Genomic DNA, 14415 nt, shown 5'->3' with positions numbered 1-14415 from the left:
ACCGCTCACCCGCCTAGCGCAGGCTGGCGTAGTACTCCTTGAGGATCGCCACCACCTCCGGCCGGCTGAACTCCGGCGGGATGTCCGCATTGGAGGAAAGCATTTCGCGCTGCTGCGTGCCGGAAATCGAAATGTGGTGCTCGGGATCGTGCGGACAGGTCTTCGCCGTGGCCATGCCGTAGCACTTGCGGCAATAGAACGTGATGTCGATCTTCAGCGGCTTGGTCTGCAGCGCACCCGGCCAGAGCTCGTCGAAGATATGATGGGCGTCGAACGGGCCGTAGTAGCTGCCGACGCCGGCGTGGTCGCGGCCGACGATAAGGTGCGAGCAGCCGAAGTTCTGGCGGATGAGCGCGTGCAGCAGCGCCTCGCGCGGGCCGGCATAGCGCATCTCGATGGGGTAGCCCGCCTGAACGATCGTCCCCGGGCGGAAGTAATTGTCGATCATCGCCTGGATGGCCCGGGTCCGCACATCAGCGGGAATGTCGCCGGCCTTCAGTTTGCCCAGCACCTGGTGAATGAAGACACCGTCCATGACCTCGATCGCGATCTTCACCAGATGCTCGTGGCTGCGATGCATGGGATTTCGGGTTTGGAAGGCGGCGACGTTGGACCAGCCCTTCTCCAGGAACATCGCCCGCGACTGGGCGGGCCGGATGTAGAGGTCCGGGTATTTCTCGGGATACTGCCCCTCGCTCAGGACCATGACGCGTCCGGCCAGATTGACGTCGCCCTGGGCAAGCACCTTTTCCACGCCAGGATGCTTCGGATCGGTGGTGCGATAGACGTGCTCGGCCTCGAGCTGCTTGTCGATGGCGTACTTCTCGCGGACCTCCATGATCGCCAGCGCTTCGCCGGTCTCCGCGTCGACGAGTGCGACCTCCTCCTCGAGGCGGATGCCGTCGGCGAGATCCTTGTCGACGGGCAGCGTGATCGGGATCGGCCAGAAGACGCCGTCGGCCGTCTTCATGTCTAGGCAGGCGCCGCGCCAGTCGTCATGCCCCATGAAGCCGTCGAGCGGGGTATAGGCCCCCATCGCCAGCATGAAGACGTCGGAGACGGCCCGCGAATCCAACGGAACCTTCTTCAGCGTCTCCGCGCGTGCGCGCTCCTCGGCCCGTTCGGTCTGCGGCAGCAGGAGCGGCTTGAGCTGCTCGGAATTGTGCGGCGGCACGAGCTGAGGCATGGCAAGTCCTTCCTGATATCGAGCGGTGTCCGACGGGACGATCATTGCGGGCTGATCCGGCCGGCGGGGTCAGGCCGTCACGCGGGAGACGCTCCGGGCATGCGGGATCCGGCGGGCGTCGCGTACCGGGCGGCAGGTCTCCCGGCGCAGACCGTGACGCGGGCAATCGCGGCCGAGGGAACCCCGTTCACGGGTTCGGATCGCAGCCGCGCAATCCTGCGAGTCCACGCCAGGCAATGACGCCTACGGCCGCTTCGGGGTCTTGTATTCGACTTCCTTCTGGAACGAATCCCAGACGGTCTCGTAGCCGACGAACCCCTTTTCGTTGGGCTCCATCTGACGCGTCTTCACGAAGCGCGACTGGCCCTCAGGAACTTTTTGGACGGGTTTTTTCTCGCTCATGAGTCACCTTTTGCCAAGAAAACGGGATTGCCACCGAATGAAACCGAAGCAGGAACTTGTCCGATATCATTCATGGCATCTCTCGAACGTGATCCATCGATCCGACCTGCGTGAGGACACCTGCATCGGGTCGCTGAAACGGGGATCGACATCGCTGCTCAGACCGGTCGCGTCAATGACGGGTCGACATCGGCTTGCGCGCCGATCGTCCCGCCGGCCTTCGTCTCATCATCGGTAGCGTCGCGCACGGTCAGTATCTCGAGCGTGAACACGACCTCCCTGCCGCAAAGCGGATTGTTGCCATCGACAGTGAGGGTCTCGTCGTCCATCCGCGTCACGAGGAAGCTGCGCGTCTGGCCCTTGTCGTTTTCCATGAGAATGGAGGTGCCGACCTGCCGGTACTCCTCGGGAACGTTCTCGATGTGATCGGTGAAAACCAGCGACTCGTCCCTGGCGCCGTAGATCTGGTTGCCGTCGATCGGCACCTCGATCACGTTGCCGACGGTCTTGCCCTCCAGCTCCTTGTGGACGTAAGGGGCCAGGATCTCGTTGTGTCCGTGAACGTAGCCCAACGGGAATTCGACCTTGGTCAGGACGTGCCCCGACTTCTTGTCGGTCACCTTGTAGGTCAGCTCGACGAACTTGCCGTCCTGGATGGTTTCACTCATGTCGAATCCGATCCAACCGTTCAGAAAATGGACGCGCCAAAGATCCTGACCTCGCCATCTTCATAGCCGAGGACAAGTCTTCCGAGCCATTCGCCCGCCTTGTTGGTGCTGCGCTGCCGGTAAAGAACCGTGACATGCTCGCCCCGGCGGATAACACCAAGATTGTCGACGTCTTCGGAGAGGTTTCGCGCCAGCTCGCTGTTTGCGAACTGATGCCCCACTGCGACCTGATTCATCGCCAGCGCCAGAGACGTGGAAAAGTTCCTGACGAACTCTCCGTACCTGCCTTCGTTCGACTGCTTGACGAGGTCGCGCCACAGCGGATCGGCTATGGCCAGTATTTCCTCGTCGGTCTTTTCGATAATGTTCACGCGCGGCTCTCTGTCACCGTAAGAGACCAGCTCGACCGGGCGTGTCACAACGATCGCCATGCGGCCTGCTGGTCTTGTTCGTGCCCGGGCGGACGTCCAAAACGAGCCGCCGCCCGGGGATACTGCTACTCGCCCTCACCGACCAGGTGATAACAAGGCGCCTTCTCCATGGTGTATTCACCGGTATTCGGATCGCGACGCGAAACGGTCAGCACGTGCCAGTTCTCGTCGTCCACCTTCATCGCATCGCCCCGGTAGTAGTAGCCCGGCCAGCGCGTTTCCTTGCGGAACAGGGTATGCTGGGTGACGCACTCGGCAGCGCGATGGCGGTGCTTCAGTTCCCACGCCCGCAGCAGTTCGTGAATATCCTTGGCGGCGATGCTCGCCAGGTCTTCCTCCAGGATCTTGAGCTTCTTGAGACCGATATGGAGGAGCTTCTCGTTGGTCATGTAGCTGACCGTCACGCCGCCGCAGTACTCGTCCATAAGCTTCTGCAGGCGGTCCAGACCCTGCTTGGGATTGATGTAGTGCGGATTGACATCGCCCGCGACGATCTCGTTGCGGTAGATCTTGTAGTGTTCAAGCGGCGTGTAGATCTCTTTCTTGCGACGGCTGATCTGCTCGTCGGACACGACGATGCCCTCGGCCTTTCCGTCGTCGATGTACTTGCAGGCTGCCTTCGCGGCGAGACGCCCTTCGGTGAACGAGCCGGACGAGAACGCGTGCGGCGTGCCGCCGACCGCGTCGCCGGCCCCGAACAGGCCCTCGATCGTCGTCATGCGGTTGTAGCCCCAGAAATACTCGGGCGGCGAAATGTCCTCCGGACCCGAGCACCAGGCGCCCGAGCAGGTCGCGTGCGAGCCCATGACGTAGGGCTCGGAGGTGGTCAGTTCCGGGTTCTCGTACTTGGGGTCCACATCGGTGGCGGCCCACAGGACCGCCTGGCCGACGGTCATGCCGAGGAAGTTCTCCCAACCGACCTCTTCCAGATGCGGATCCTGGAAGGCGTGCATAGTCACCATGTGAATGGGACCGCGGCCGGCATTCACTTCACTGATCAAGGCATGGTTGCGCAGACAGGTCGGAATCGGCCTGTGGGTCAGGTGCGAGGCTTCCGGATCCAGGTATTCCTTGCCGACCATCTTCTGGAGTTCGGGGAACCACTTGGACTCGTACTCTTCGCCCAGACCGTTCTGCGTATAGGTCTTCAGGTGCAGGAAGTAGGCGCCGACCGGGCCATACCCGTCCTTGAAGCGCGCCAGCACGATGCGGTTTTCCATCTGCGTCATCTTGGCGCCGGCCTCGATCATCAGGCCGTAGGCAGACGCGGACGACCAGGGCGCATACCAGGTGCGGCCCGATCCCTCGCCCACCGAACGCGGCTTGAAGATGTTGGAGGCACCGCCCGCGCCGCAGATCACGGTCTTGGACTTGAAGACGTGGTAGTTGCCCGTGCGGACATTGAAGCCTACGGCGCCGGCAACCCGGTTCTCCTTGCTGTCGTCCATCAGCAGATGGGTGACGCAGATGCGGTTGAACACCTTGTCGGCGGATTTCTTGGCGGCCTCGGCCACGATGGGCTTGTAGGACTCGCCGTGGATCATGATCTGCCAACGCCCTTCACGCAGATAGGTCCCCGTCTTCGGGTTCCGCATGATGGGCAGGCCCCACTCCTCGAACTGGTGCACGGTGGAGTCGACGTGGCGGGCCATGTCGAACAGCAGGTCTTCCCGCACGAGGCCCATCAGGTCGATGCGCGCGTAACGGACATGGTCCTCCGGGTTATTCTCGCCCCAGCGGGTGCCCATGTAGCAGTTGATGGCGTACAGGCCCTGGGCGACCGCACCGGAGCGATCGATATTGGCCTTCTCGGCAATGACAATCTTCTTGTCCTGCCCCCAGAACCGCGCCTCCCAGGCGGCACCGGTGCCGCCAAGACCGGCACCGACGACCAGAACATCAATGCCGTCTTCGACGATCGTTTTGTAAGCCATCAGTAATACACGCCTTTCTTCATCTTGAGACCATTGGTCTCCAGCGTATGCAAACCGCCGTCATCCATGCGGATGTACTTCGGCTCGTTGTACAACAGCTGGCTGTCGCGCATTTCCTGACTGGGCCCGGGAACCTCCGCGAGCTGCGGGATCGCCTGCCCCCAGGGCTTGGTGGTGATGGGTGACAGGAAGTTCTTTTCCGTGCCGTTCCGGAACTTGATCTTCCAGGCGATCGTGCCCTTCTCCTCGTCGCGGTCGACGCGGACGCTGTGGCCGAGCGGGGCGAAGTCGGCATAGCCGCGCACGTCGATCGCATGCTGCGGGCACGCCTTGACGCAGGAGTAGCACTCCCAGCACATGTTCGGCTCGATGTTGTAGGCGCGCCGATAGGTCTTATCGATGTGCATGATGTCCGAGGGACAGATGTCGACGCAGTGTCCGCACCCGTCGCACCGTGTCATATAGACGAATGTAGGCATAAGCCGGCTCCTTGTCTGTTCGAAGCGAACGTGCGGGCTGCGTTAATAGTGACGGGGCGCTTCGCGCTTGATGCCGAGCCCCATGTTCATCGGGGCGTCCACCAACAGTTCCATCGAGTGTCTTTTCTGCTGCTCGGGATCGTCGCGCGTCAGCGTCGGCAGGTTCGAGGCGGTGCCGTCGGCCTTGGACACCCTCTTCTCGAACGCCGCGGCGGGCTTGAAGAACATGTGCGAGAACTTGGACCACGGGATCGAAACGAACAGCACCGTCGTGGCGATCAGGTAGAGCGCCAGGAACAGGGTGGCCCAGCCCACGGAACCCGTCGTCTGCAGCCACGCCCACAGGAGACCGAAGGTGGTGCTCAGCACCAGCGACACGATGAACAGGTCGGCGCGCACGAACCGGAACGGCGAGTTGCCCTCGGCGGCGACATCGACGCGGATGAAGAACCAGAACCAGTAGCCGCCGACGCAGACCATCAGCGCGCCGATGTACCAGAGCGCCGCGAGGCCGGCCGGCGCGGGGGTCGCGGGCGTCGGGTAGGCGAACACCATAACCGCAGTGGCGATGACGTAGATCACGAAGCCGTACATGCCGAGCAGATGCGCGATCCGGCGGCGCGGATTGCAGAACTCGCCCGACAACGCGACGTCGACCACGGCCGTCTGCACCGCGATCGACATCTTCTGGCCGCCGCCGACCTGCTTTTTCGCCTTGTCCCTGCCTTCGCGCCAATTCCGAAAGAAATACGTGGCGCTCTTCTTGTGCACGACGTCGAACAGCGTGCCGCCGATGACCAGCAGCGCCATGATGACGACGTAGGTCTGCATGACGCTCGGCGACACGGACGCCGACAGCTCGGCGAACGGATTACTGGTGAACATTATGTTTCCCCCCGGTGAGGTATCGATTCACACTAGCCGCCCGGCATTCGAACAGCAATAAAATGTTTGCATTTATCTATTGTACAGGTTGTTTTGATCGATATATTCGATTGATGACGCTCGACCAGCTCCGTGTCTTTATCGAAGTCGCCGAACGCGGCCACATGACCCGGGCCGCGGAGGCCCTGGGCATGAGCCAGTCGGCAGCATCGGCCGCCGTTGCCGCGCTGGAGAACTATTATCAGATCAAGTTGTTTGATCGGATCGGCCGCGGCATCCGCCTGACCAGGCCCGGCCAGATCTTCCTGCGCGAGGCACGCGCGGTGCTCGATCGCGCCTCCATGGCGCGGTCGGTGCTCCAGGACCTCGCCGGCTCTCCCGCCGGCCCCGTGGACATCGCCGCCAGCCAGACGATTGCCACCTACTGGTTGCCCCGCCGGCTCGCATCCTTCCATGCCGCCAATCCGCGTGTCCGGCTCAACGTCATGATCCGCAACACGAACGAGGTGGAACACGCGGTCGTCGAAGGAGAGGTGAGTATCGGCCTCGTCGAGGGCCCGACCCAGCATCCGGCCTTGATCCGCCAGCAGATCGACCACGACCAGATCGTGCTGGTGGTCGCCTCGGGGAGGCCTCCCCTGCCGGTCATTGATTCGGGCCGGCTCGATCTTCGTGCCATCAATTGGGTGATCCGCGAGGCCGGCTCGGGCACCCGCCGCGCGCTCGAGGACCTGGCCTCCAAGGAAGACCTTACATTGGACGACCTCAACATCTTCCTCGTCCTGCCCAGCAACGAGGCGGTCCGGGAGGCGATCGAGGCCGGCGCCGGCGCCACCATCGTTTCGCGCCACGTCGTCGCCTCCGCCATCGCCGCCGGCAAGCTCACCGAAATCCCCATCGAACTGCCGCAGCGCGAATACGCGCTGGTGCGCCACCGCGACCGCCACGCGACGCTGGCGCAGCAGACACTGGTCTCCCACCTGACCGAAGATATCGACCAGGATTCGCCGCTCCCCGAACAGCCTTAGCGGACACAGTCTCAGGGTTCGTTGTCGCGGGGCCTGACGGCCTACCAGGTTGCCGTTGCCGTCATGGCGAGACGGCCGTCCCGGGCGCAGGTCCACAAAGCGGCGGTCCCGTCGGACAGACGCCGGCCGCAGACCCGGAACGGAGATCCATCGAACAACGTTCCGACGCCGCGATAGCGCATACGGCGCGGGGTCACGCCGGCGTTCATGTCGCGCGCCAGATACTGCAGGAGCGTCGACTGAAGCGGGCCATGCACGACAAGGCCGGGATAGCCTTCGACCTCGGTCGCGTAGGGACGGTCGTAGTGAATACGGTGGCCGTTGTATGTCAGCGCCGAATAGCGGAACAGAAGCGTCGGCGTCGGATCGACCACACGTTCGAGTTCGGCTGCTTCCTCGGCGTATCGCGGCGCGGCCGCCCCTGCCCCGTCCTCCCGGAAGACGACGTCGTGGCGTTCGCTGATCGCCGTGCCGCGCTCGGTTTCGTAGAGGTGGCGCACAACGACGAAACAGAGTTCACCGGTGCGCCCCCACTTCGCCGTCACATCCTCGATGGTGGAGCGTCGCGTCACACGGTCGCCGACCCGCAGATCGCCGATCCACTCGATCTCGCCGCCCGCCCACATACGGCGCGGCAACGGCACCGGCGGCAGGAAATCGCCACGGGCGGGATGGCCGTCGCGGCCGAGCGCCGACATCGGCGCGACCGGCGGGGCGAGGCACCAGTGAATAGACAGCGGCGCCGCCTCGCCCGGCGCGGGCTCGCCGGGCTCCTCATCGAGCATGGCCCGGTATCCCTTGACGAGCTGCGGCGTGATCAGATCGCGCGCTTCCTCCCCGCTCCCGACCCATTGGCGCAGATGATCGATATCGAGCGGCATCTAGTAGGACCTCGGCAGCTTAAGCACGTGTTCGGCGACATAGGACAGGATGAGGTTCGTCGAGATCGGGGCGACCTGATAGAGCCGGGTCTCGCGGAACTTGCGCTCGACATCGAAATCGGTGGCGAAGCCGAAACCGCCGTGGGTCTGCAGGCAGGTGTCGGCGGCGTGCCAGGAGGCCTCGGAGGCGGCGAGCTTGGCCATGTTGGCGAATTCGCCGGCCGGCTCGCCGGCGTCGAACTGGGCGGCGGCGTGATAGACCATCAGCCGGGCCGCCTGGAACTCGACGTAGTTGCGCGCGATCGGGAACTGGACGCCCTGATTCTGGCCGATCGGCCGTCCGAAGACGACCCGGTCGCGGGCATAGGCGGTCGCCTTGTCGAGGAACCAGCGGGCATCCCCGAGGCATTCGGCAGCGATCAGGATGCGCTCGGCATTCATGCCGTCGAGAATGTAGCGCAGCCCCTTCCCTTCCTCGCCGATGCGGTTTTCCGCGGGAATCCGGAGGCCCTCGAAGAAGACCTCCGTGGTGGCGTGGTTGATCATCGTCTCGATCGGGCGGATTCGCAGCGCGTGTTCCGGCGCTTCACGCATGTCGACCAGGAAGACCGACAGCCCCTCGGTGCGCTTCTCGACCTTGTCCTTCGGTGTCGTGCGGGCAAGCAGGATCATCAGGTCGGAATGCTCGGCGCGGCTGGTCCAGACCTTCTGCCCGTTGACCACGTAGTGATCGCCGTCGCGGCTCGCCGTCGTGCGGATCGACAGGGTGTCGGTACCCGCAGTCGGCTCGGTGACGCCGAAGGCCTGCAGCCGCAGCTCGCCTGAAGCGATCGCGGGCAGATAGCGGCGTTTCTGCTCCTCGGCGCCATGCCTGAGCAGCGTGCCCATCGTGTACATCTGGGCATGGCAGGCGGCCCCGTTGCCGCCGCTGGCATGGACCTCCTCCAGAATCGCCACCGCGGCGGTCAGATTCAACCCGCTGCCACCGTACTCGGTCGGCACCAGCACGGACAGGAACCCGCCCTCCGTCATCGCTTCGACGAACTGGGTCGGATAGGCCCTGTCGCGGTCGAGTTTGCGCCAGTACTCGCCGGGGAAACGGGCGCAGAGCCCCCGCACCGCCTCCCGGATCGCCTTGATGTCGTCGGTATCGGCTTGCGGAAGATCCGTCGGTTGCATGTTGTCTCGCCGAATGTTGGAGCCGCACCAGAATGGCAGCCCGAGAGCTGTACGGCAAAGGCCGGTTTTCGGGCCATTCGCCGGATTTGTCGACCGCGGAACGATCGGCCCGCGGATTCGGCTTTTACCTGGACGATGCATCGGAGACTGTGAACATTGGAACCGGGCAGGCACGGGCGGGCAATAATCCGATGGACGGAGCGCTGGAAGGCATTGTGGTGGTCGGGTTGGAGCAGGCAGTCGCGGGTCCGCTGGCGACCTGCCGCCTCGCCGACGCGGGCGCGCGCGTCATCAAGCTGGAGCGGGTCGAGGGCGATTTCGCGCGCGGCTACGACGATGCGGTGTTCGGTGAGTCGAGCTATTTCGTCTGGATCAATCGCGGCAAGGAATCCTGCCGCGTCGACCTCAAGCGCGACGACGACAAGGCACTGGTCGCCGCGATGCTGGCGAAGGCCGACGTCTTTGTGCAGAACCTGGCACCGGGAGCGGCCGAACGGCTCGGGTGGGGGGCGGCCGCGCTGCGCGCTCGCCATCCCCGCCTCATCGTCTGCGACATCTCGGGCTACGCTCCCGGCACGCCGGACTATCAGCGCAAGGCTTACGACCTGCTGATACAGGCCGAAGTCGGGCTTTCCGCGATCACCGGGACGCCGGATGGCGGACCGAGCCGGGTCGGGATCTCGATCGTCGATATCGCCACCGGACAAGCAGCCTACGCGGCCATCCTCGAAGCCCTGCTCAGACGCGGGCGAACGGGCGAAGGATCGCACATCCAGATCTCGCTGTTCGATACCGTCGCCGAGCTGATGAACGTGCCCTACCTGCAGACCCGCTATGGCGGCAAAGCGCCGAAGCGCGCTGGTCTCGCCCACCCCTCGATCGCCCCCTACGGCGTGTTCCGCCTCAAGGACGGCGACATCGTCCTGGCGATCCAGAACGACTACGAGTGGACGGTGCTGTGCGCGGACGTCCTCCGACGGCCAGACTTGGCGGACGATCGGCGCTTCAAGACGAATGTCTCGCGCGTTGACGATCGCGCGGCTGTCGACGCGGCGATTCAGGACAGCCTCGATGCATGGACGTTTGCCGCCCTCACCGAGGCTCTCGATCGCGCCCGCATCGCTTACGGCCGGGTGTCCTCGCTCGCCGACCTGATCGCCCATCGCAGTGCGGCGACGATTCCCGTTGCCGTGGAACTCGAAAGCGCCGAGGTGCTGGCGCCGGCCGCCTTCGTCGACGGAAAGCGCGACACGCTGCGGCCGGTACCGAAACTCGGCGAGCACGACATGTCGCTTCGCGCGGAATTCGCGCCGACGGCCGGCCGGGAATGATGGATTGACCCGGTGGTCGAAGCCCGCGCCGTCAGAGGCTTTTTCTTACTTTACGTCAGCAAAAAACGACCGGGGAATATCGAAAGCCAGACAAATTGCCGCCCCAATTAATTATACAAACAAAGGCCAGACTCGATTTCAGCAATTCGATCCGTCCGGTCTCATCGGTTTCCTTGGGGGTGACCGGATACGGTTCCGCAACGAATGGGGCGCGCGCGGGTGACTCGACTTCTGGTGTTGGCTTTCCTTCCGATCGCGATCGCAACGATCGGCCTTGCCGGAAAACCCGCCCCCGCGGCCTCGGCGGAGCGCCGCGGCGAAGCCACTCAACATGACGTGCCGATCGGGATCTACGATCCTGAAAAACGGTTCAAGCGGAAGCGGTATCTCGCCTTCGAGCACGTTTTCATCAAATGGCAGGACTTCGATACCTACTGGCTGCACAAGAAAGTCCGGTATGCGGCGAAACGGCGCCGCAAGATGCTCATTACCGTCGAACCGTGGACCAAGTCCCCCGGCGATACCGGCTCAGCGTTGTTCAAGAATATCGTGAATGGTGGCTACGACAGGGAGATCACCGCGATCTGCACCGAGCTTTCCAAGATCAGGCGCAGACCGCTGGTGCGCTGGGGCCACGAGATGGAAGAGGTCACGGGCCGCTATCCGTGGGCGCGCGAGGACAGTGACGGATATGTCCAGGCTTTCCGGCACTTCGTTTCGAGTTGCCGGGCGATCGCGCCAAAAGTGCGGTTCGTCTGGTCCCCGCTCGGCCATTCCCAACTGGCGCCGTATTATCCCGGCGACGCCTATGTGAATTTCATCGGGCTGCCGATCTACAGTTACCAGAAAGCCGACAGGAAGTGGTTCAAGCGCAGCCGCACCTTCAAGGAAGCGGTCGCGGAGAAATACGATCGCGTCACCCGTTTCAACAAGCCTGTCATTCTCGCCGAGCTCGGCGTCAGCGGTACGCGCCGGTATGAAAGACGGTGGCTCAGGCAAATGAAAAATGCCGGCGAGCTTTTTCCCCGCGTCAAGGCGATGTTGTATTTCAACATGCGCGAGATCAACGACTGGCCCGACGGGCTGGGCAAGCCGGACTGGCGCATCAAGCCGCGGCAACTACGTTAGGTCCAATCCCCCCGTTATTCTGCCTCGGTCCGGAGACGCGCGGCCCGACCGCGTCGTCGAGCCCGGCCCTGAGACCGTCGAGGCGACTCAGCGCCGTCGATCCCTCGTGGCCTGACCCGATCCCCGACACGGCCGGCGACGAAAAAACAGACCGTTAGATATACGCCTACACTTGCGGGAACGCCCGTGATGTCGCTCGCGCCATAACATATCCCGCCAGCTCTCCGGCTGTAACGACCAGGCCTGAGGCAGCGAACGGGAGGAAAAACTCATGAAATCAAGGCTTTTTGGTGCCGTAGCGGCAACCGCCATCCTGATGGCCGCAGGCGCGAACGCGGCCGAACCGGTGAAAGTCGGCTTTATGGCCACCCTCGAGGGCACGTACACCGTGCTCGGCGAAGACGGCCAGCGCGGGTTCGAAGTCGCGCTCAAAAAATGGGGCAACAAGGCCGGAGGCCGCGATATCGAGGTGATCGTCGCCCCGACCGACGCCAGCCCGGAAAGCGCGTTGCGCGCCGTGCGCAAGCTTGTCGAGCAGGACAAGGTTGACTTCGTCATCGGCCCGCTCTCAGGCTCCGAGGGCATCGCGCTGCGCGACTACGCCAAGACGCAGCCGCAGGTGACGATCATCAACGGCTCCTCCGGCGCCCAGGAAACCACCTTCGTCGATCCGGCGGAGAACTTCTTCCGCTACAACATGGACGGCGCCCAGTGGGGTGTGGGTCTTGGCGACTACGTCTACAACGAAAAGGGGTGGAAGACGGTGGCTTCGGTCGCCGAAGACTATTCGTTCGGCTACACCAACTTCCTTGGTTTCGCCCATGAATACTGCAAGGCCGGCGGCAAGATAACCGAACGTCTCTGGGTGCCGCTCGGTACCAAGGACTTCGCGTCGATCATCGCCGCGCTGCCCGACGACGTCGACGCGATCTATCTCGGCCTCGGCGGCGGCGATGCGGTCAATTTCCTTAACCAGTACCAACAGGCCGGAGGCGGCGACGTTGGCCTCATCGGCGGCACGATCATGGTCGACGGCACGGTTCTGTCGTCGAAGGGCAATGCCAAGAAACAGCTCATCGGAACCCCGTCTTCGGGCCCGCAGGCAGACACCTGGGACGATGCCAAGTGGCAGGCATACGTAAAGGCGTATCAGGACGCATTCCCGCCCGAGAAGCGCTTCCCGAGCCCGTCGCTGCTGGCGACCGGCTACTACAACGCGGCCGACGCCGCGTTCACCTGTCTCGATGAGGTCAATGGTGACCTGTCGGACGGCCAGGCGAAGTTCCGCGGCTGCCTGGCCGCCATCGAGCTCGACGCGCCGAACGGCAAGATCACCCTCGACGAGAACCGGCAGGCGATCGGCTCCAACTTCGTCTTCGAAGTGGTTGAGATGCCCGACGGAAACCTCGGCACCAAGATGGTGAAGAAGGTCGACGACGTGACCCAGACCCTCGGCGTTCCCGAGGACGAGTTCCGCAAGCTCGGCCTGCCGTCCCGCGATATCGTGGACTGCGACTGACGCTCCCAAGACAGCACCCGGGCCGGGTGTCGAAGACATCCGGCCCGATTGTCCGAGCCCTCGTCCGCGGATGCTGACGAGGTCGAAATGGCGTCAATGCACCCAGCCTGAGGGGCGCACGATGTCGTTGATCAACTACATTACCAAGATCCACTTCGCCGCCGGCGTCCTCGAAGAGGCAGTCCGCGCGGAGACGCGGGCATTGGGAATCCGCCGGGCGCTGCTCGTCTACGAACACAATCTCGACGGCAGCGACCTGCTCGAGCAGCTGATCGACGCGCTTGAGCCGAGTTTCGCCCCCGTCCTGTTCCGCAAACCCGAGCGGTTCCCGGACGAAGCGACGGCACGATTCGTTTCCGCCGAATTCACGAATTTCGGCTGCGACGGGATCATCGCTCTCGGATCGGAACAGTGCATCAATCTCGCCAAAGCGATCGCATTGCTTGCGAGCCATGGCGGTGCGCTCTCGCGCTACGCGAAGGTGGAAGGTGGCTTCGGCCGCATCCGCGACATCCTTCCGCCGGTGATCTCGATCCCCACGACGGCCGGCTCCGGAACGGAGGTCGGCAGCGGCGCCCTCATCGTGATGAACGACGGCAGACGGCTCGGTCTGGTCAGCCCGTTCCTCGTGCCCAAGGTCGCGATCTGCGATCCGACGCTGACGCTCGACGTTTCGCCGGAAGTGACCGCCAGCACCGGAATGGACGCCATTACGCACTGCATCGAGACCTACCTGTCCGCCGCCTACAATCCGCCGGCAGACGGCATCGCGATCGAAGGCCTGATGCGCGCGGCCTGCAACATCGAGAGGGCCGTGCAGAACGGCCGGGACATAGACGCACGCCGCGAGATGATGGCGGCGGCCGTGAACGGGGCGCTGGCCCAGCAGAAGGGCCTCGGCGGCGTCCATGCCATCAGCCATGCTCTCGGCCGCCCCAACGGAAACGACTTCCACCACGGCGCACTCAATTCCGTCGTTCTGCCATACGTGATGGAATTCAACGCACCGGCCGTCGGCGACCGCTTCGCGATACTGAGCCGGGCGCTCGGTATCGGTCAAGGGCAAGCGCTGATCGACGGGCTGGCCCGGCTCACCGAACGGCTTGGACTGCCGAGCCGTCTTGCCGCGCTGGGCATCGACGGTGCCGCGATCGACCACGCCGCGCCTCTTGCCGAGAAAGACCACACGAACAGCACAAATCCGCGGATGGCCTCGGCCGAAGACTACCGAACCCTGATGCGTATGGCCCTATGAGCCCCTGCGGGTACGTTTGTGCATACTTTGACAGTTGAACACCCACTATGTCAGACTTTTCATTAATCCCCCGCGCAAAGACGGGGGCGCGTATCGCCAAGATGCGGAG

The 14415-nt window shown here is 63.7% G+C and carries 14 protein-coding genes; 5 read left to right on the top strand and 9 right to left on the bottom strand.

Features of this window, described 5'->3' with window-relative positions; all coding sequences use genetic code 11:
* Positions 1-13 precede the first annotated feature (13 nt).
* The 7 genes from sat to ACSF9G_RS16520 form a co-directional block, all read right to left on the bottom strand.
* A complete protein-coding gene (gene sat, locus ACSF9G_RS16550; RefSeq protein WP_436643203.1) occupies positions 14-1186 on the bottom strand; it encodes a sulfate adenylyltransferase in 1173 nt (390 codons plus the stop codon).
* A 243-nt stretch (positions 1187-1429) separates the two neighbouring features.
* Positions 1430-1588 (bottom strand): hypothetical protein, encoded by a 159-nt coding sequence (locus ACSF9G_RS16545; protein WP_261617424.1) that lies wholly within the window; start codon positions 1586-1588, stop codon positions 1430-1432.
* A 158-nt stretch (positions 1589-1746) separates the two neighbouring features.
* Positions 1747-2256: an FKBP-type peptidyl-prolyl cis-trans isomerase gene (locus ACSF9G_RS16540; RefSeq protein WP_436643202.1), complete on the bottom strand. Its 510-nt coding sequence runs from the start codon at positions 2254-2256 to the stop codon at positions 1747-1749.
* A 20-nt stretch (positions 2257-2276) separates the two neighbouring features.
* Positions 2277-2687, bottom strand: a complete 411-nt coding sequence (locus tag ACSF9G_RS16535; RefSeq protein WP_436643201.1) for a hypothetical protein — start codon at positions 2685-2687, stop codon at positions 2277-2279.
* A 65-nt stretch (positions 2688-2752) separates the two neighbouring features.
* Positions 2753-4621, bottom strand: coding sequence for an adenylyl-sulfate reductase subunit alpha (gene aprA / locus ACSF9G_RS16530; protein WP_436643200.1), 1869 nt, complete (start codon positions 4619-4621; stop codon positions 2753-2755).
* Complete coding sequence (gene aprB, locus ACSF9G_RS16525; protein WP_436643199.1) at positions 4621-5100, bottom strand: adenylyl-sulfate reductase subunit beta; 480 nt, start codon at positions 5098-5100, stop codon at positions 4621-4623. The genes aprA and aprB overlap by 1 nt, the downstream gene beginning before the upstream one ends.
* A 42-nt stretch (positions 5101-5142) precedes the next feature.
* Entirely contained in the window at positions 5143-5985 is an 843-nt protein-coding gene (locus ACSF9G_RS16520; RefSeq protein ID WP_436643198.1) for a hypothetical protein, read from the bottom strand.
* A 113-nt stretch (positions 5986-6098) separates the two neighbouring features.
* Between ACSF9G_RS16520 and ACSF9G_RS16515 the strand changes: the two genes are divergently transcribed.
* Positions 6099-7013, top strand: a complete 915-nt coding sequence (locus tag ACSF9G_RS16515) for a LysR substrate-binding domain-containing protein (RefSeq protein ID WP_436643197.1) — start codon at positions 6099-6101, stop codon at positions 7011-7013.
* 41 nt (positions 7014-7054) lie between these two features.
* Here ACSF9G_RS16515 and ACSF9G_RS16510 read toward each other — a convergent pair whose 3' ends face one another.
* Together ACSF9G_RS16510 and ACSF9G_RS16505 are read right to left on the bottom strand one after the other, a co-directional pair.
* A complete protein-coding gene (locus tag ACSF9G_RS16510) occupies positions 7055-7894 on the bottom strand; it encodes an HTD2 family dehydratase (RefSeq protein WP_436643196.1) in 840 nt (279 codons plus the stop codon).
* On the bottom strand, positions 7895-9073 hold the full coding sequence (locus tag ACSF9G_RS16505; RefSeq protein WP_436643195.1) for an acyl-CoA dehydrogenase family protein: 1179 nt from the start codon (positions 9071-9073) through the stop codon (positions 7895-7897). It abuts the gene before it with no gap.
* 149 nt (positions 9074-9222) lie between these two features.
* Here ACSF9G_RS16505 and ACSF9G_RS16500 point away from each other — a divergent pair, with 149 nt between their 5' ends.
* From ACSF9G_RS16500 to ACSF9G_RS16485, 4 genes are all read left to right on the top strand, one after another.
* Positions 9223-10404: a CaiB/BaiF CoA transferase family protein gene (locus ACSF9G_RS16500; RefSeq protein WP_436643194.1), complete on the top strand. Its 1182-nt coding sequence runs from the start codon at positions 9223-9225 to the stop codon at positions 10402-10404.
* A 234-nt stretch (positions 10405-10638) separates the two neighbouring features.
* A complete protein-coding gene (locus ACSF9G_RS16495) occupies positions 10639-11532 on the top strand; it encodes a glycoside hydrolase family 26 protein (protein ID WP_436643193.1) in 894 nt (297 codons plus the stop codon).
* 271 nt (positions 11533-11803) lie between these two features.
* Positions 11804-13051: an ABC transporter substrate-binding protein gene (locus ACSF9G_RS16490; RefSeq protein WP_436643192.1), complete on the top strand. Its 1248-nt coding sequence runs from the start codon at positions 11804-11806 to the stop codon at positions 13049-13051.
* A gap of 121 nt (positions 13052-13172) precedes the next feature.
* Complete coding sequence (locus tag ACSF9G_RS16485) at positions 13173-14306, top strand: iron-containing alcohol dehydrogenase (RefSeq protein WP_436643191.1); 1134 nt, start codon at positions 13173-13175, stop codon at positions 14304-14306.
* Positions 14307-14415: the final 109 nt, after the last annotated feature.

The sequence above is a fragment of the Microbaculum mangrovi genome, assembly GCF_051390635.1.
Classification (GTDB): Bacteria; Pseudomonadota; Alphaproteobacteria; order Rhizobiales; family Tepidamorphaceae; genus Microbaculum.
This window is presented reverse-complemented; position numbering and strand designations above follow the sequence as displayed.

Coding starts and splice junctions, on each gene's coding strand:
- sat (WP_436643203.1), bottom strand. CDS start 1,186: ATGCCTCAGCTCGTGCCGCCGCACAATTCCGAGCAGCTCAAGCCGCTC.
- ACSF9G_RS16545 (WP_261617424.1), bottom strand. CDS start 1,588: ATGAGCGAGAAAAAACCCGTCCAAAAAGTTCCTGAGGGCCAGTCGCGC.
- ACSF9G_RS16540 (WP_436643202.1), bottom strand. CDS start 2,256: ATGAGTGAAACCATCCAGGACGGCAAGTTCGTCGAGCTGACCTACAAG.
- ACSF9G_RS16535 (WP_436643201.1), bottom strand. CDS start 2,687: ATGGCGATCGTTGTGACACGCCCGGTCGAGCTGGTCTCTTACGGTGAC.
- aprA (WP_436643200.1), bottom strand. CDS start 4,621: ATGGCTTACAAAACGATCGTCGAAGACGGCATTGATGTTCTGGTCGTC.
- aprB (WP_436643199.1), bottom strand. CDS start 5,100: ATGCCTACATTCGTCTATATGACACGGTGCGACGGGTGCGGACACTGC.
- ACSF9G_RS16520 (WP_436643198.1), bottom strand. CDS start 5,985: ATGTTCACCAGTAATCCGTTCGCCGAGCTGTCGGCGTCCGTGTCGCCG.
- ACSF9G_RS16515 (WP_436643197.1), top strand. CDS start 6,099: ATGACGCTCGACCAGCTCCGTGTCTTTATCGAAGTCGCCGAACGCGGC.
- ACSF9G_RS16510 (WP_436643196.1), bottom strand. CDS start 7,894: ATGCCGCTCGATATCGATCATCTGCGCCAATGGGTCGGGAGCGGGGAG.
- ACSF9G_RS16505 (WP_436643195.1), bottom strand. CDS start 9,073: ATGCAACCGACGGATCTTCCGCAAGCCGATACCGACGACATCAAGGCG.
- ACSF9G_RS16490 (WP_436643192.1), top strand. CDS start 11,804: ATGAAATCAAGGCTTTTTGGTGCCGTAGCGGCAACCGCCATCCTGATG.
- ACSF9G_RS16485 (WP_436643191.1), top strand. CDS start 13,173: ATGTCGTTGATCAACTACATTACCAAGATCCACTTCGCCGCCGGCGTC.